This window comes from Bradyrhizobium sp. AZCC 1719 (assembly GCF_036924525.1).
In the GTDB taxonomy this organism is placed as follows: domain Bacteria; phylum Pseudomonadota; class Alphaproteobacteria; order Rhizobiales; family Xanthobacteraceae; genus Bradyrhizobium.
The window spans coordinates 1,517,682-1,535,586 of record NZ_JAZHRU010000001.1; the positions used below are offsets into that span (position 1 = coordinate 1,517,682).

Below are 17,905 nucleotides of genomic sequence, written 5' to 3' on the forward strand. Positions count from 1 at the left end.
GGCTAGACCATGGTCGCCTTGAGCCGGCGATATTCGGTCGGCGTAACGCCGGTGATGGCCTTGAAGGCGCGGTTGAAGGGGCCGAGCGACTGGAAGCCGGCATCCATCGCAATCGTGATCACGGGCACCTCGGCCTGGCTTGGATCAGCCAGCGCCGCCTTGGCTTCGGCGATCCGGTGCTCGTTGAGGAAGACATTGAAGTTGCGGTAGCCAAGCCGCTGGTTGATCAGCCGCCGCAGCCGGTATTCGGGAATGGCGAGTTTGGTTGCGAGCGTGCCGATCGTGACGTTGTCGCGCCGATAGATGCGCTCATCGGCCATCAGCCGCATCAGTGCATCGATGAGTTTTTGATCGGCGGCGCTGGATTCGACGACGGCTGCCGTCTCGATTGGATCCGGCTCGACGACCGCTGCGGCCGGAAACAGATCGGCGCCTTCGACCCGCATCATCGCAATCGCGATGGCCGCGACCACGGCGGCGAGCATCGCCGAATTCAGCGTGTTGGCAATCTCCATGGAGCCGCTACCGGACAGCGATATCTGCAGCACCGCATTCAGCCCGCCATACAGCGCCGCCGCGCTGACGATAAAGAGGCGGATGCGTCGCCGGCCCTCGACCAGATCGGCCGACCATGACGCGACGGTCTGCACGACGGCCAGCACGATGAAGCCGAGCGCGAGAATGTTGACCATGATGATGGAAAACTGCACGCCGGATGCGGGCGCCAGCCACATGCAGTTGACGAAGCTGAAAACCGCGACCGCCGCCCAGACCAGCGCGTGCCACCAGCGCAGCCTGAACGTCTCCTCAAACAGCGCGCGCGTAAACAGCCAGAACACCACGGCGTTGCCGGTCGACAGCGCGATCACAGGCGCGAGCGCCGGGGCTACCTTCGATGGCACACCGATCGAACAAGTCACGGCATGCGCCGCCGATCCCACTGCAAAGGCCACGGCCAAGCGCCCGACGAGCACCGCTCCAAATCCGCGAAACAGCGATACTGCCAGCACCAAGAGCAGCGCCACGGTGGCGCCGCGCAGGGCGATGTCGAGGGTGGAAAGCAGCATCGGACGGTCCGTTCGCGCGGGTCATCCCCGCGCGCCGTCAATCTAGTGTGAATCGCACCGTGGTTCAATTTCCGCCGATTAGCCCTTCCAACGATCGCGCGACGTCACCGGCGCTCACCATGGCCGCAGGGACGATATGCCGAGGGATTTGAACGCAATCCAGCAATTGCTGCTATAATCGCCGCCAAACCTGAAGGAGTCCCCATGAGCTGGCAACCGTCCAACGATCCCGTGCTCGGCGATCCCAAAAGCTGCGACGCGCTCGATCTTATCATCGTGCCGCGCACCCGCGATCTCGGCGACGGGTTTGCGGTGCGGCGCGCGCTGCCGCATGGCAAGCGGCAGATGGTCGGGCCGTTCATCTTCTTCGATCATTTCGGTCCCGTGCAGTTCATGGCCGGCAAAGGCATGGACGTGCGGCCACATCCGCATATCGGGCTCGCCACCGTCACCTATCTGTTCGACGGCTCGATCATGCACCGCGACAGCGAGGGCAACATCCAGGAGATCCAGCCCGGCGCGATGAACCTGATGACGGCAGGCCGCGGCATCGCGCATTCCGAGCGCACGCCGGACGTCCAGCGCCGCGATGGCCAGAAGATGCTCGGCCTGCAAAGCTGGATCGCGCTGCCGGCGGGCTCCGAAGAAATCGCGCCGTCGTTCCAGCATTACGCGGCCGAAGCGCTGCCGACCGTGAAGGAGAGCGGGTTCACCGCGCGCATTATCGCGGGCCACGGCTTTGGCGTGAAATCGCCGGTCAGCATGGTCTCGCCCTGGTTCTATACCGAAGTGACGGCGCAGGCCGGCACCAGCGTCCCGCTCGACCCTGACCATGAGGAGCGTGCGATCTACCTCGTCGACGGCGAAGTCGAGATCGCGAACGAGCGCTACGAGGGGCCGCGCCTCCTGATCTTCCGCCCCGGCGACCGCATCACGGTGAAGGCGGTCACGCCGGTGCGGATGATGTTTCTTGGTGGCGACGCGCTGGAAGGCCCGCGGCACATCTGGTGGAATTTCGTTTCCTCCAGCAAGGAGCGGATCGAGCAGGCCAAACAGGATTGGAAAACCGGCCGGTTTGCAGCCGTTCCGCAAGAACATGAGTTCATTCCGCTGCCGGAGTGAGCTATTGCTCCGCTTTCTCATTTGCCGCCTCGCGCTTGCACGAGGCCGCCTGTTCGAAAGCCTGACCAGATGAACGCGATGCTCGCCAGCGACTTGCCCCTGCCCCGGATCGGCCGCGGCAAGGTGCGCGATATCTACGCCGTCGGCAGCGACTGCGTGCTGCTGCTCACCACCGACCGCATCAGCGCGTTTGACGTGGTGATGGCGGAAACCATCCCGATGAAGGGCGCAGTGCTGACGCAGATCAGCGCGTGGTGGTTCCGCCAGCTCGAAGGCGTGGTGCCGCATCACATGATCAGCGCCGACGCCGACGAGATCATCCGCAAGGTGCCTGGCCTGAAGGATTATCGCGCCGACATCCTCGGGCGCGCGATGCTGTGCCGGCGCACCACCGTGTTTCCGGTCGAATGCGTGATCCGCGGCTATATCTCCGGCTCCGCCTGGAAGGAGTACGCGGCCTCCGGCACGCTGGCGGGCGAGGAACTGGCGGAAGGCCTGCTCGAAAGCGGAAAGCTCGAGCCGCCGATCTTCAGCCCGGCGACCAAGGCCGAGACCGGCCATGACGAGAACATCACCATCGCGCGCATGCGCGAGATCGTCGGCAACGATGTCGCCGAGAAGCTCGAGAGCATGGCACGCACGGTCTATAATTTCGGCGAGCGGATCGCCCGCCACCAGGGCATCATCATCGCCGACACCAAGTTCGAATTCGGCCGCGCGGCGGACGGTCGCGTCATCCTGATCGACGAGGTGATGACGCCGGACAGTTCACGGTTCTGGGCCGCCGACGTCTACAAGCCCGGCCGGCCGCAGCCCTCTTTCGACAAGCAGCCGCTGCGCGACTATCTCGACGCCGAGCGCCATGCCGGCCGCTGGAACGGCGACGCCCCGCCGCCTCCGCTGCCCGACAGCGTGGTGGAGGCGACGAGCAAGCGCTATCTCGAAGCATACCGGCGCGTGACGGGGGATGAGCTAGAGGTTTAAATAGTCAACCGCGACCTCGCTCATTCTCCTGCTGTCGTCGCCCGGCTTGACCGGGCGATCCAGTACGCCGCGGCTTCTCGATTCATTCACTGCTTTCTCTGGGATACTGGGTCGCCCGGTCAAGCCGGGCGATGACAACTGTGGACGAGGCGGCCTTACCGTCATTGCGTCACCCTCACCTCCAATGCCAAGCTTCCAGGAAATAATATCCAGGGAGCGCCTCAATGACCGAAGTCGATTCCGTGCTCGTCGAGCGTGATGGTCCGGTGACCATCGTTTCCATCAACCGTCCGCATTGTCGCAACGCCGTTGACGGCGCGACCGCGCGGAAACTCTACGATGCGTTTCTTGCTTTCGATGTCGACGAGAGCGCGTCGGTTGCAGTGTTCACCGGCACCGGCGGCTATTTCTGCGCCGGCGCTGATCTGAAGGCGGTGGCGGCGGGCGATCCGAACAAGAGGCGGGAACTCGGCGGCCACGATTCGATTGCGCCGATGGGGCCAAGCCGGTTGCGGCTGTCGAAGCCGGTGATTGCCGCGGTCGAAGGCTTTGCGGTGGCCGGCGGCATGGAGCTCGCGCTATGGGCCGACATGCGCGTGGTTGCGGAAGACGCGACCTTCGGCATCTTCTGCCGCCGGTTTGGCGTGCCGTTGATCGATCTCGGCACCATTCGGCTACCGCGGCTGATCGGGCACTCGCAGGCGATCGACTTGATCCTCACCGGCCGGCCGGTCGGCGCGCAGGAGGCGCTGCGGATGGGCCTGGCCAATCGCGTCGTTGGCCGCGGCGAGGCAGCCGCCCAGGCGATTGCACTGGCACAGGAGATCGCGCGCTTCCCGCAAAAATGCCTGCGCGCCGATCGGCTGTCGGCGCTGCGGCAATGGGATCTTGCGGAGGAGGAAGCGATCGCCAACGAAATGCGCGGCGGGCTCGCGGTGATTGCGTCAGGAGAAACACTGTCGGGCGCGACGCGGTTTGCTTCCGGCGTGGGACGTCATGGCGCGTTTGCGAGTGACGCGAGCGATTAGAGGAGCCGTCGTCCCTGCGAACGCAGGGACGACGAGAGAGTTTGGGCTACACCCCGGCCATCATCACGTATTTGATCTCGACATATTCTTCCATGCCGTGATGCGAGCCTTCGCGCCCCAAGCCTGACTCCTTGACGCCGCCGAAGGGCGCGACTTCGGTGGTGATGAGGCCGGTGTTGACGCCGACCATGCCTGACTCCAGCGCTTCGGCGACGCGCCAGACGCGGCCGAGATCGCGGGAATAGAAGTAGGAGGCCAGGCCGAACGGCGAGGCGTTGCACATCGCGATCACGTCGGCTTCATCCTTGAAGCGGAATACCGGCGCCAGCGGCCCAAACGTTTCTTCATGCGCGACCAGCGCATCCGGCTTCACATTCGACAGCACCGTCGGCTCGAAGAAGCTGCCGCCGAGCGCATGGCGCTTGCCGCCGGTGACGATCTTCGCGCCGCCCTTCACCGCATTCTCGATGTGTTTCTCGACCTTGAGTACCGCGTCCATGTTGATCAGGGGACCCTGCACCACGCCCTGCTCCGTGCCGTCGCCGATCTTCATCGCCGCGACCTTCTTGGAAAGCTTCTCGACGAACGCGTCGTAGATCTTGTCCTGGGCGTAGAGGCGGTTGGCGCAGACACAGGTCTGGCCCATGTTGCGATACTTCGAGATCATCGCGCCCTCGACCGCGGCATCGATATCGGCATCATCGAACACCACAAACGGCGCGTTGCCGCCGAGCTCGAGGCCGAGCTTCTTCACGCCGACGGCGGCCTGCTGATAGAGGATCTTTCCGACTTCGGTCGAGCCGGTGAAGCCGACGAACCGCACCGCGGGATGCTCGCACAGCACCTTGCCGATCGCGGACGAATTGCCGGTGAGGATGTTGAACACGCCCTTCGGCACGCCGGCCTTTTCGGCGAGCGCGACCAGCGCCAGCGCGGTCAGCGGCGTTTCATTGGCGGGCTTGAGCACCACGGTGCAGCCGGCGGCGAGCGCCGGCGAGACTTTCCGGGTGATCATCGAACACGGGAAATTCCACGGCGTGATCGCGCCGCAGACGCCGATCGGCTGCTTGATCGCGAGTAGCCGCGCATCCGGCCGCTGGGTCGGAATGGTTTCGCCATAGACGCGGCGGGCTTCTTCGGCGAAGAATTCGACATAGGCGCCGCCGATATCGACTTCACCGAGCGCTTCCGCCAGCGGCTTGCCTTGTTCCGACGTGAGGATCAGCGCGAGATCCTCGCGGTTTGCCGCGATCAGCTCGAACCACTTTCGCAAAATGTTGGAGCGCTGTTTGGCGGTGAGCTTGGCCCAGGCGGGGAATGCACGCTCGGCGGCTTCGACGGCTTGCGTCGCTTCGGCCGTGCTGAACGCCGGGACTTTTGCGAGTTCGACACCGTTGACCGGATTGGTGACCGGGCGCGACGGCGTGCCGACCCAGGCGCCGTCGATGTAGCAGCGGTCGCGCAGCAGCGAGGAATCTTTCAGGCGGTCATGCAGCGAGGGCGTGGAGGTTTTTGAAGCGCGTGCGGCAACGGGCGGGTTCATGGCGTACTCCTCGGATTTTCTTGAAGGATTGGTCCGAGTATAGGCCCAAACCAGCGCCGATGCACCGGCGCCAGACGCGGGTCTGCTTCAAGCAATTTTGAGGGGGTTATTGGCCGTCATTCCGGGGCGATGCGAAGCATCGAACCCGGAATCTCGAGATTCCGGGTTCGCTTCGCGCCCCGGAATGACGATCCCTCACTCACGCCGCGCCGCTCATATAGGTCTCGCGGCGGCCGATCATGCGCTGCGCGGCCGCCTTGGCGTCGGCTTTGGTGGAGGTCGCGCAGGTCCGGTATTCGAGATCGGGCAATTTGGCCGTATCACGGCGGCCGAACCAGGATTTGGAGCCGACCGCAAGTTGCGCCAGCGCCTGGGCGACGTTGTCGACCGCCTCGAACGAGTACAGCGCGCCGGTACCGGCGTAGCGGACTTCGTAGATTCCGGGCGAGATCGGCGCCTCGATATTTTCGCCACGCCCGGGACGGGGATAGCGCTTCCATTCACTCCAAGTCGAAATCATTGCGTACCTGTGCACAGCCGAGAAATGACAAGCATTTTGGTTAATTTGACCCCAGCCAACGCGCTGGCGTTTGTGCTGGAAACTGAACGCCTTACTGAAAAAGATCGGCGAGGGGAATCGCAGGCCTAATCACGTTATCGTGGATGGTTAAACCGGTCACTGCCATTGCCCTGCGTCCCCGCAGAAAGCGGCGATGTGTTGCCGTTTTGTGCCGCCAGCCCGGCGCACCTGCTGCCCACCCTCCTTGCTTATCACGAGATCGCGACATCGGCGGCGGCGCCCGCCGAGCGCTTGCGGGATCACGCGGCCGGGAGGAAGATCGCGCCACTCCATAAAAACAAACGGGAGGTGCCCCATGCAAAGCAAAGCCGCGATCGATCAGGTTCTGCGTCAGAAATGCGAGGCGAAGGAAATTCCCGGCGTGGTCGCGATGGCGGCCACCAGCAAAGAGGTGATCTACCAGGGCGCGTTCGGCCAGCGCGACCTTTCCAAGGACGACGTCATGACCGCCGACAGCGTGTTCTGGATCGCCTCGATGACCAAGGCGATCACGACCGCGGCCGGCATGCAGCTCGTGGAGCAAGGCAAGCTCTCGCTCGACGAGCCGATCGGCAAGCTGCTGCCTGATTTGGCCAACCCGCAGGTGCTGGAAGGCTTTGACGCCAGCGGCGAGCCGAAGCTGCGTCCCGCCACGAAGCCGATCACGCTGCGCCAGCTCATGACCCATACGGCCGGTTTCTGCTACGAGATGTGGAACGGCGACATGGGGAAATACATGGAGAAGACCGGCACGCCCGGCGTCATCACCTGCCTGAACGCCGCGCTGAAGGCGCCGATCATGTCCGATCCCGGCACGCGCTGGGAATACGGCACCAATATCGATTTCGTCGGCAAGGCGGTGGAAGCCGTCAGCGGCAAGCGGCTCGATGTTTACCTGCACGATAACATGTTCACCCCGCTCGGCATGAACGACACCGCCTTCAAGATCACCGATGCGATGCGCCAGCGGCTGGTCGGCATGCATGCCCGCGGCCCGGATGGCTCGCTGGCGCCAATCCCGTTCGAACTCGAACAGGCGCCGGAATTTCACATGGGCGGCGGCGGCCTCTACGGCACCGCGGCCGACTACATCAAGTTCACCCAGATGATCCTCAACAAGGGCCGCGGCAACGGCAACGAGGTGCTGAAGCCCGAGACGGTCGCGCTGATGAGCCAGAACCACATCGGCGATCTCACGATGGGCAAGATGGTGACGGTGGCACCGATCTACACCAACGACGTCGATCTCTATCCCGATATCGTCAAGAAGTGGGGGCTCTCGTTCCTCATCAACACCGCTCCGACGGCCGAGGGGCGCAGCACCGGCAGCCTGGCCTGGGCCGGCCTCGCCAACACGTATTTCTGGATCGACCCGGCGCGCGACGTCAGCGGTGTGATCCTGATGCAGTTGTTGCCGTTCGCCGACGCCACGTGCCTGGAAGCCTTTGCGGGATTTGAGCGCGGGGTGTACGCCGGGCTCGATGCCGGCAGCGGCCAACGCGCGGCGTGAGTGCAAGAGGCGACGCGATCGCCTTTGCTCTTCGTGCGTCACAGCAAGCTCCCTCCGTTCCCTCTCCCCTTGCGGGAGAGGGTCAGGGAGAGGGGTAAGCCGCGAGCGCCGGTGTGTGTGGCTTACCCCTCTCTCCAACTCTCCCCCGCAAGGGGGGAGAGGACGCAGCGGAGTTCGTGGCGAGCATCTGGAAAATGAACAACGAGAGCGGCGACGCTTTCGCGTGTCGCACTCCCTCACCTCACCCACAGACGTCATGCCCCGCGCATGCGGGGCATCCAGTACGCTGCGGCCTATCGATTCAATCATCGCTGTCTCTGGATCGTCATGGCAATGACGGGAGGTAGCGACACGCCCACAGCCGTCATCCCCGCGAAGGCGGGGATCCAGTACGCCGCGGCTTCTCGGTTCAATTACCGCTGTCTCTGGGATACTGGGTCACCCGCCGGAGCCTGTCATCGGGCGCGCATTCGCGCGACCCGTTGGCGGGTGACGACAAGAGAGTGTGCGGCGCTGTCATTGTTCGTCAAACACACCTTCGCGATCTCGCGACATGAACTGCCCGAGGTTTGCATCTTCGTTCGCCCTCCCTAGGAACAGAGGGCGCAGGGAAGACCGGGTGCGCGCTGCACCCGCGGTCTCGTGTGCAATTGCGCAAAAAGAACGCGCACACGAGCATACAGGTCCAGCGGAGAGCATCCGGCCTTCCCTGCGCAATGGTTTTACGGCGTACTTCGCGCTCTCCCCGGTGTGCGAATTCCTTTAGCCACCGTCATCCGCGGATTGATGGATGGGGTCGGCCCGGTCGGGCCGGCACATCCTCCGCGGACTTGACACCAGCCACGGGTGCCAGGACCACACGACTTGGCCGTACGCGGCACGCCTTTACGCCAGAAGCTTCGACGGGCTTGGTACCTATCCGCCGAGATCTAGCGAGAGGCGCTTTCAGCATCGGTCGTCTGCGTGCCGTCCCTTCGCTCACGAACTCAAGAAGAGCCCGCCCTGCGACGACGTCTGCGCGCCCGACGCTGCCGCGTCCACCGCACCCCGCCCCGCGTTTAGTGACGATCGCGAAACGCCCCTCTTTGGTGGGACGGGATGGCGGAAGTTGTACGAGTGATTTGGGTCAATCGCGAAGCGAATTATTTTTGCGGGAGGGGCGGTTTTTGATTTGCGTTGTCGGGCAAATCAGTGCTGGGGCGATGCGGAGCTTCGCTACCGCTTCAGCATCGGAATTTGAACAAGTCGACTTTTACTTGCGCAAATTGCGGTACGGAGTCGGGCCCACGTTCTTATCAACCCCTCAGGCGTGACAGCTCTTATCGAGCATTCCCACAGGACTATGACACGCCAACCTTGGAGGTGAAGTTGCTGAATTGCACGGCTGTCGCGAACACAAGTGTCGGAGATCTTTGTTCTCCAGAATTCGGTGCGCGTAGCGGGGAGCTTCGAGAGATGGCACCCATGACCATGCCAGAAGCAGCCATTGACAAAGATTGCGACGTTGTACTTGCGGAGTACAAGATCGGGGGAACCAGGCAGCGTCCGCACATGAATTCTGAACCGGAAGCCCATCGCATGGAGCGCTGAACGGACAAGAAGCTCGGGCTTAGTATTGCGGCCGCGGATGCGGCTCATGTTAAGCTGGCGCTGAGCGGGTGTAAGGACGTCCATCTTACCTACGCTTGACGCCACGCTTGCGATTGGCGTCCACTTTAGCCATTGAGTCCCGAACCCGCTGACGTGAAGCGGCTTTGGAGTCCGGTTTCCAATTTTGCGCTTGCGTCAGAAAATCCTCGTCACCGATTTCAGACAGCCTCAACTCATCATCCATCTTAATCCGGATCGGCAGTGGGAAGCGAACCACTTGTCCGCTTACGATCCCCTGGCCGGGGCCAAAGCCGGGTATCATTCGCGCATCAGAGTCGGTCAAGTTTTCCATTACTCTACGCACAAACGTTTGATCGTTTGGGTTGACCACACGGAGAATTAGAAACGAATTGCACTGCGACACAATGGTTTCATCCAACCGGCTCGGACGCTGCGAGATTAACATTAGGCCGGTTCCGAACTTCCGCCCTTCAGTAATTATTCTGCGGATCACAGCGAGCGAAACCGCGTCGTCGGTCTTCTCTCGAGTTGATGGAATAAAGGTATGAGCTTCCTCAACAACGGTGAAAAACGGCGCTATTCTCTCGGAGAGAGAAGCGCGGCAATTAAAGAGTGTCTCTAACGTGATGGCGGCAATCGAACATTGCGTTAGCTGGTCGTATCCGCCGAGATACAAAATAGAGGTCTGTCCTGGATGAATGATCTTCTCCGGTTCGCTGAAAGGATTTGGTAGCGCTTCAAAGGAGAGATTCTTAAGCTTGGAACTCTTACGCATCATCTCGCTGCTTCTGCGCATTGCTGACAGCTTACCTTCAACGATCCTTAAGGACCGGAGGACTGCGTACATGGTAGGCTGTCTTGCGCCCCCACCGCTGTTGGATCTGGCTTCTACCTCATTTTGAGTGATCAGACGGCGGAAATACTCAAGTGCATACTCGCCTTCGTTCGCAGGCTTTCTTGCGAATAATCCGCGGATATAGTCGGCTTGAGCTTCGGTCAAACCGTTAGTCATTTGACCGATTAGTGTCTCAACCAACCCCTCTCCGGATTTCTGCATTAGCAGCTCAGGATAGAAGAGCTTTATGGTTGTGCCGGGACTTTCTTTTTGAAGCAGCTCACGACATTTCCAAAGGCCGATGTAGTCTCCATGCGGATCCAAAATGAGCAGCGGATACTTCTGCTTGATAAGTTCCCGAATAATGCGTCTTGCTGCAACAGTTTTTCCTCCGCCAGTCATTGCCAGGATTGCGAGATGACGTGCAATCAGCCGGGGGGCGGAAAGAGCAACATCAACATCGCCGCGGGCAATCAAAGTTCCAACCGGAATATTCTGCTCTTCTTGGCGATCTCCCAGAAGGAGCTGCCGCACCGCCTCAGCCGGCGGGTGATAAACGGTTGACGCGGGCTTTACTGGATAAGTTAAGGGAAAAATGTTCGACAAGTTATCGTCGGTTGTCGCGCCAAGAATCAACGCGGCCGCTTCAAGTTGATCCAATGTGCCGGAGAGCACGGTATCTTCCAGTGAGACGGATTGCGCAGCCAGTTCCTGGGCTGCCTCCGTGGGAAAAAATGGGTTGAATCTCCTAATATCGGTAATTCGCGCCCAAACATAGATGCGATCCTGATTGCCATAACTCCCATCGGGCACCTCCATGCCCAGGGCTACTATGTCGCCAACCCGTGCCTGAAAACGACGCAAAATGAATGTAAATTCTGCTATACCCGCATTACCGACGACCGTACCAACAGCGCGCCAGTCCGTCGGAACATCCTGATCCAAGGTTGGACTAATCTGATCCATCACTCCCCCTATCGCATTGCTCCGGGACGCAACAACCAATCGCGGCTTGTCCCGCATAGGATCCTTCTCAAATTATCAAACAGTTTGTCGTCGCCGAGGTCCAAAGCGCGACGCAATGCTTGAACGGCCGTGTGAGTGTTGATTGGACGGCTCATCCAGTTCGGAATCTTTGCAAACTTATCGACGATGTCCAGCCCAACTGGAAACGCATATTGCGGGAGAAGCATAGCGCAATGAATTATGAGTGCCGCCGTCTCTTCAAATCTTTCGGCATCTTTTTCAAACATCTCGATGCGAATGGGAGCGTTCCATTCGGTCGGCTGAACATAAGAAACGATCGGCTTCGGATATTGCCCAATAATATCGTGCCAAGCCTTCGGCGCGCGTCTCATTTCGTTCCGATCAATTGCTACGGGTCGAAGAACCTCGCCTGGTTCGAGCACACAGCGGAATAGAAGTGAGTCCGTAATCCTTTGCACGTCACCATCATCATCGTCTGCGGGGTCGACCGTGGTCCTGAACCATTCTTTCCAGACTGCAGGCGAAGTAGGAAGGAGAGCAGCAATCTCATCATCATGGAGGCTATTGAGAATTGCTTTGATCACACTTGAGGTCGTGCTTTCACGCTCAATGACCCCGCAAACTACCGCCGATGATTGTTGCAATAGCTCTAGCTGACGCAGGTGCACGCTGACGAAATTAGCGTCGCGACCGACGCGGTTATTCTCGTTCGCAGGCAAGAGCTCCTTCAGAGCCATGGAAGAGAAATCCGGAAACCGATGAGCCACCCTTTCGTGCTTCATAACGTCGGTATACCGAGAAACCGGATTTACCAGCGCTCCGTGCTGGAAGACCCAACGAAAGTCAGGAAACTCCGATAATATCCTCACGCTCCCGGCCGCTTCGATTGAAATGCGTGCTGCGTCACGAAGAGCGCCAACGTCCGGAAAGCCCCCATCGTATACACTGCCGTTCTCGGCGGCGTATAATTCGGAAATTAGCAGCTTCAACGTCGTGAACGCCTCACGATCAGGCCCGCGCTGACCTGGTACGACGGAATAGCCACCGACCCGGCACGCGATCGGTGCTGATCCCAGGGAACTAAGATTAGCTAGTCCGCCATCAACGAAGCCGATGCGCGTTCCAGCGACCTTGGGCCAAAATGTCCCGTGGTCGCGACCGAGCTTTATGATACCCCCCGTCTCAAGCAAAACTTCTCTGAGTTGAGAAGCGAGCATCTCAACGTTCTGCATAAACTGTACTTGTGCAGGGGCCGACAGATCACTGGAAGCTCTGAACATCCTCTCCAAGATGCTCGGGCTCCGCAGCTTCTCTTTGATCGTGCGCTCACGTCGCGTTGCTTTTTTCTCATCACGCGGCATCGGCGCGATTGAGATTGAAATCTTCGACTTTTGCGCGGGGAGCCCGGGGACGGCAGCAGGAGCGTTCGGTGAAGGTGGGCGGGCCGTCAGCGCAACCAGTTCAGAAAAGATTGCATCTGAAGAATCAATAGTCGCAACACTGCGGTTCAAACGCGCCGTTAGCAGAGTACCCAGCCTCGCATGTTTGCCAGCGTCTGTAGCACGAGCAACGAACGTAAGCGAAATCGGAAAACTGCCATCATTTCCCTTGACGGAGCGGATAATGGCGAAATCTGCGCTATCAATCTGCGCGTAAAGCCTGCCTGCGAGCCGTTGCCCTCCCAAACGCCAGTTCTTGTGTATCTTGGCGAAACTACGTTTCGAACGCTCCTGAACAGAATCAAAAACTGTTAGGCAATCGAGCGCATCACCGCCACTTTCATACAGATCGCGGCTTAACAACTGTTGCGCAGCGGGGGCATTAATATTCAGGGCTCTTTGCTTGCTGCTTGCGGCGGCTCTGTGCGCAGCGAAAATCCCAAGGTCGGAATCCGTCAGTGACCTAACAATCAGGAGCTCCGCTGCGTCGGCCACTATCCCACCGCCTCTTTGACATCGATCCGCGATCCAGGCTCTTCCATCGAAACGCCCGCGTACATTTTCCTGATGAGAGTTTCCGCGAGACGCTGCGCAAGCAATGGCGGCACCGCATTGCCTATCTGCTTGAATGCAGGATTCATTGTTCCAGAAAAAACGAATCCATCGGGAAAGGATTGCAACCGCGCCGCCTCACGAACGGAAATCGTCCGCGCTTGGTCGCTGTCGTAATGTATGTGGCTGTAACTATCCTTCCCAAGGTGCGCCATAAGCGTGCGCGCCGGCCAATCCTCTTCCATCTTACGCCATTTGTTCGGAAACTTGTTCGGATCGTATGGCGGCACAATGCCGTCGCGCAATCTGCGCCAAGCCGCGGTGCCTGCTTCTGGCGCCACACTTTGCTTCCGTAGTTGTGCGAGCCTCTCTTCAAACATCTTCTCAGCGCAGGCGTAAGCTTGGGGGTACTGATCTCCCGGCTGAAGGCGTGAAAATAACTCGTAGTCTCGAGGCAGATAGCGGATCACATGATCATATAGCGAGGGTTTTGCTTGAAAGGCCGGCCAAGAACGCATTAACGCAGCGTATTGGCTTATTGAACGTGGGCGTGTGAACGCAATCGGAACGTTAAGCCGCCGTGCACCGCGGGTAAGCGATCCGTCACTCAGGAGCTTGCGGGCGTAGATTGTCGGGAGATCGCCGATAGCTTGCTTGGCCGTCACTGCCGGCTGAAGCGCCTTATCCGCTTCAGGTGGAGCGACGTAGTGTCCGTTATCGGCAAACAAATCTCTCGAAAGAAGTTTCAGCGCAACAGCACGAGACCCCTCATAGCCAGACGGAAGATCTACCCAATGCGTGGGTTCCGGAAAATCAACGATCTGCCGAAGTTCTTTGCGATATGCTATCAAAAACATTCGCTCGCGCATCTGCGGGACGCCGTAACGCGCGGCGTTGAGCAAGGTATAACCACAGCGATAACCGCGACTTTCCAGAACGTCGCTTATCTCTTCCGCAATGTTGTGCCCGCCGTGATTCAGAATGTCGGGCACATTTTCCATAAGGACCGCTAGCGGCGCGCACTCCTGTACGTACTCCAAGTACTCAATGTAAAGTCGCGCCCGAGGGTCGTGCCGGAATGCCTCCGGATGATCCGCTACCTCGCGGAGCTTTGAGCGCCCTACGCGCGCGAACGCTTGGCAGGGAGGCCCACCAATCACGACGTCGAAGGCAAGGGACTGGTGACCCAGTTTGAGCGCCTTCGTAAGCTTAGCCGGCGGAGTCGCGGAAATATCTCGCGGCTCAGTATGCTCCTTTGCGCCAGCGTGAAAATTCAGACCGTGAGATCTTGCGGCGTCTGGATCACACTCGACGGCCGCTGCAATCTCGCAGCCAGCCGCATGAAATCCTAGCGACAGCCCGCCACATCCGGAGAAAAGATCTAAGACGCGGACTTTTGCCCCCGTCTGGAGTCTGGCCAGTTTCTGACGAATCGCTGAAGGTGTAGCCATCAAAGAAATAACTTCTTGGAGTCAATGCTGCTGCCGCCTGCGACTCACCAATAACACGCACAGGCGCATCGTACTACGACTGGTTGCGCCTGGGATATTGTTGATTCGAGTAATGAACAGGCTAGCGGGCTCTCCCGTCTTGGAGCAGCCTCCCCAAAGAGGGAGACCTTGGTCCTCAAGCCTGCAGGATCCAGATAAAGGCAATCCAGCGTAGACTCACCTGGCTTGAGGAAGCCGCCTACACCCCCAACCCGTTCTGTTCCGCCAATTCCTTCAGCGACACCTGCGGCCTCGCCCCGATGTGCTGAATCACCTCGGCTGCCGCCAGCGCCCCAAGCCGGCCGCACGTCTCGTGGCTCGCCTCGCGCACCAGGCCGAACAGGAAGCCGGCGGCGAACAGGTCGCCGGCGCCGGTGGTGTCGACGAGCTTTTCGATCGGGAACGCGGGCGCCGCGACAACGCCATCGGACGACACCACGACGCAGCCCTTCTCGCTGCGGGTGACGACGGCGAGTTTTGTGTCCGCGCGGAGCTGCTTCAGCGCGCCCTCGAAATCCGAGGTCTGGTACAGCGAGTGCAGCTCGGCCTCGTTGGCGAAGACGAGGTCGACGGTGCGTTTGCGCATCAGATCGAGAAACTCGTCACGGTAGCGATCGACGCAGAAGGAGTCCGACAGCGTGAGCGCCACCTGTCGGCCGGCACCATGGGCGATGCCCGCGGCCTTGACGAAGGCTTCCTTGGCGTTCTGGGGGTCCCAGAGATAGCCTTCGAGATAGACGATGCGCGATGCCGCAATCTGCGCCTCGTCGATGTCGGCCGGCCTCAGGTCCTGCGCCGCGCCGAGATAGGTGTTCATGGTGCGCTCGCCGTCCGGCGTCACCAGAATGTAGGAGCAGCCGGTGGCCGGGCCGTCGGAGGCGGCCCTGGTTTCGAAGGCTACGCCCGCGGCGCGGATGTCATGGGTGTAGAGGCCGCCGATCTGGTCGCTCTTGACCTTGCCGACGTAAGCGGCGCGGGCGCCGAGATTGGCGATGCCGACGATGGTGTTGGCGGCCGATCCGCCCGACACCTCCGTCGCCGGGCCCATGTCGCGGTAGATCGACGCGGCGCGGGCCTCGTCGATCAGCGCCATGCCGCCTTTGGTCATGCCGTGATCGGCCAGGAATTTTTCGTCAGTTTGCGCGAAGACGTCGAAAATCGCATTGCCGATAGCGAGAACGTCGTATTTTGCGTCAGTCATTCATCCGTCCTGCTTCACGGCTGTTTGCGATGAGGTTCGGGCTACCACGGCAAGGCCCGCGGCAGCAAGGTTGCCTGTTCCTCATCCTGAGGAGCGGCGCTCGCGCCGCGTCTCGAAGGATGTAGGGCCGTCTGTGGCCGCATCCTTCGAGACGCGGCGGAGCCTGTCATCGGGCGCGCGTTCGCGCGACCCGTTGGCGCTCCTCAGGATGAGGGGATAGATCGCACCGAGACGCGCTCCTCAGGATGAGGGTCTGCTGGCAGCAAGCCAGGCTGCTGCTATAAGCCCCCTCAATGATCCGCTCCTTTCTCACAGTCTCCTCGGGAACGCTGGCCTCGCGGCTGCTCGGATTCGTGCGCGATTCCGCGCTGGCGGCGCTGCTGGGCGCGGGCGCGGTGGCGGATGCGTTTCTGGCGGCGTTTCAGCTCGTCAATGTGGTGCGAAGGCTGCTGACCGAGGGCGGGCTGAACGCCGCGCTGGTGCCGGCATGGCTGCGCGTCCGAGAGACCGGCGGCGTTGCGGCTGCGGCGGCTTATGCGGGCCGCGTGCTCGGCACGATCACGGCTGGGTTGATCGTTGCCACGGCATTGCTGGCGCTCGTTATGCCGCTCGTCATCACCGTGCTGGCGCCGGGATTTGCCGGCCGCGAGACGCTGCAGCTCGCGACAGACAATGCGCGGCTGATGCTGCCGTACCTCGCCTTTGCCGGTCCGGTGACGGTGATGATGGCGCTATTGAATGCACAGGGGCGATTTGCGCTGACCGCGTTCTCGCCGCTGCTGTTCAACATCGCGCTGATCGCGGTGATGGTAGCGCTGCTGGTCGTGCAGCCGGATGCCACGCGGGCCGCGCAGATCGTCGCCGCAACCGTCGGCATCGCCGGGCTGTTGCAACTCTCCGTGCTGGTGCTGCGCCGTGGCGAAAACGTCGCGACACCCGTTGCGACCCCCTTGCGCGTCTCGTTCGACAAGGAGATCCGCGGCTTTCTCGGCAAGGCGGTGCCGGGCATGATGGCATCGAGCGCGCCGCAATTGCTTGTCGTGGCCGGCGCGATCATCGCGTCCTCGTCGCCGTCGGCGGTGTCGTGGCTCTATTTCGCCAACCGGCTGGTCGAACTGCCGCTCGGCATTGTCGGCGTCGCGATGGGCACGGTATTGATCCCGGAACTGACGCGCGCGGTGCGGGCCGAGGACCGTGCTGCCGTTGCTCACGCCGAATCCCGCGGCCTCGAACTCGCGGTTGGCCTCGCGCTGCCCGCAACGCTCGGCCTGATCGTGTTAGCTGCGCCGATCGTGCGGCTGTTGTTCGAGCATGGCGCGTTCACCGCCGATGACACCAAAGCCACCGCCCGCGCGCTGATCTGGCTGACGCTGGCATTGCCGGCGCATGTGCTGGTCAAGGCGCTGTCGCCGGCGTTCTTCGCGCGCGAGGATACGATGACGCCGCTGACCGCCGCGCTGAAAGGCGTGGTGCTGGCGATCGCTTCTGCCTTCCTGCTCAGCCATTGGTACGGCGCAGACGGCATCGCGGCGGCCATTGCTGTCGGCGCCTGGAGCATGGCGTTCAGCCTGATCCGCCGCGGCGCGAAAGCCTTCGGGTTTTCGATCGACACGGAAGCAAAACGACGGCTGCCGCGCATCGCGCTATCCGCACTCGCCATGGGCGCGTTGCTGTGGCTTGCGACGCGGTCGCTGCCTTCCCTCACCTCGGGCGCGCACGGCCTTGTGCAGGCCATCCTGCTGCTGGTCGTGATCTCGGCAGGAATTGCGATTTACGGCCTGCTCTTAAGGGTTTTCGGCGTCATCGGCTGGCGCGACGCGGTTAACGCCTTGAGTCATGGTCGCTCCAACCCCTCATCCTGAGGAGCCGCCAACGGGTCGCGCGAACGCGCGCCCGATGACAGGCTCCGCGGCGTCTCGAAGGATGAAGGCCCGTCTGTGGCCTCATGGTTCGAGACGCGCTTCGCGCTCCTCACCA

General features: G+C 61.2%; 13 protein-coding genes. 5 read left to right on the forward strand and 8 right to left on the reverse strand.

Annotated elements, in window-relative coordinates; all coding sequences use genetic code 11:
- Nucleotides 1-2: 2 nt before the first annotated feature.
- On the reverse strand, nt 3-1,067 hold the full coding sequence (locus V1292_RS07295) for a helix-turn-helix domain-containing protein (protein ID WP_334371421.1): 1,065 nt from the start codon (nt 1,065-1,067) through the stop codon (nt 3-5).
- Nucleotides 1,068-1,271: 204 nt separating this feature from the next.
- Between V1292_RS07295 and V1292_RS07300 the strand changes: the two genes are divergently transcribed.
- The 3 genes from V1292_RS07300 to V1292_RS07310 all read left to right on the forward strand — a co-directional run bounded on the left by V1292_RS07300 (nt 1,272) and on the right by V1292_RS07310 (nt 4,201).
- Nucleotides 1,272-2,189 (forward strand): pirin family protein, encoded by a 918-nt coding sequence (locus tag V1292_RS07300; RefSeq protein WP_334371422.1) that lies wholly within the window; start codon nt 1,272-1,274, stop codon nt 2,187-2,189.
- Nucleotides 2,190-2,258: 69 nt separating this feature from the next.
- A complete protein-coding gene (locus tag V1292_RS07305; protein ID WP_334371424.1) occupies nt 2,259-3,173 on the forward strand; it encodes a phosphoribosylaminoimidazolesuccinocarboxamide synthase in 915 nt (304 codons plus the stop codon).
- Between the two features lie 224 nt (nt 3,174-3,397).
- Nucleotides 3,398-4,201, forward strand: coding sequence for a crotonase/enoyl-CoA hydratase family protein (locus V1292_RS07310; RefSeq protein WP_334371426.1), 804 nt, complete (start codon nt 3,398-3,400; stop codon nt 4,199-4,201).
- A 46-nt stretch (nt 4,202-4,247) separates the two neighbouring features.
- Here V1292_RS07310 and V1292_RS07315 read toward each other — a convergent pair whose 3' ends face one another.
- Nucleotides 4,248-5,744 (reverse strand): NAD-dependent succinate-semialdehyde dehydrogenase, encoded by a 1,497-nt coding sequence (locus V1292_RS07315; RefSeq protein ID WP_334371428.1) that lies wholly within the window; start codon nt 5,742-5,744, stop codon nt 4,248-4,250.
- Nucleotides 5,745-5,943: 199 nt separating this feature from the next.
- Nucleotides 5,944-6,264 carry a hypothetical protein gene (locus tag V1292_RS07320; protein WP_334371430.1) on the reverse strand — a complete coding sequence of 107 codons (321 nt, stop codon included), beginning with the start codon at nt 6,262-6,264 and terminating at the stop codon, nt 5,944-5,946.
- Between the two features lie 355 nt (nt 6,265-6,619).
- Here V1292_RS07320 and V1292_RS07325 point away from each other — a divergent pair, with 355 nt between their 5' ends.
- Nucleotides 6,620-7,813, forward strand: coding sequence for a serine hydrolase domain-containing protein (locus V1292_RS07325; protein ID WP_334371432.1), 1,194 nt, complete (start codon nt 6,620-6,622; stop codon nt 7,811-7,813).
- A gap of 1,215 nt (nt 7,814-9,028) precedes the next feature.
- Here the strand turns inward: V1292_RS07325 and V1292_RS07330 are convergent.
- The 5 genes from V1292_RS07330 to V1292_RS07350 form a co-directional block, all read right to left on the reverse strand.
- Nucleotides 9,029-9,487, reverse strand: a complete 459-nt coding sequence (locus tag V1292_RS07330) for a very short patch repair endonuclease (RefSeq protein ID WP_334371434.1) — start codon at nt 9,485-9,487, stop codon at nt 9,029-9,031.
- A 1-nt stretch (nt 9,488) separates the two neighbouring features.
- A complete protein-coding gene (locus V1292_RS07335) occupies nt 9,489-11,225 on the reverse strand; it encodes an ATP-binding protein (RefSeq protein ID WP_334371436.1) in 1,737 nt (578 codons plus the stop codon).
- A gap of 8 nt (nt 11,226-11,233) precedes the next feature.
- Entirely contained in the window at nt 11,234-13,180 is a 1,947-nt protein-coding gene (locus V1292_RS07340) for a DNA double-strand break repair nuclease NurA (protein WP_334371438.1), read from the reverse strand.
- Nucleotides 13,180-14,688, reverse strand: a complete 1,509-nt coding sequence (locus tag V1292_RS07345) for a DNA cytosine methyltransferase (RefSeq protein WP_334371440.1) — start codon at nt 14,686-14,688, stop codon at nt 13,180-13,182. The genes V1292_RS07340 and V1292_RS07345 overlap by 1 nt, the downstream gene beginning before the upstream one ends.
- Nucleotides 14,689-14,926: 238 nt before the next feature.
- A complete protein-coding gene (locus V1292_RS07350) occupies nt 14,927-15,928 on the reverse strand; it encodes an adenosine kinase (RefSeq protein ID WP_334371442.1) in 1,002 nt (333 codons plus the stop codon).
- Between the two features lie 293 nt (nt 15,929-16,221).
- On the opposite strand from V1292_RS07350, the gene murJ reads away from it, so the two are divergent.
- Nucleotides 16,222-17,790, forward strand: coding sequence for a murein biosynthesis integral membrane protein MurJ (gene murJ / locus V1292_RS07355; RefSeq protein ID WP_334371443.1), 1,569 nt, complete (start codon nt 16,222-16,224; stop codon nt 17,788-17,790).
- The last annotated feature ends 115 nt before the right edge of the window (nt 17,791-17,905 follow it).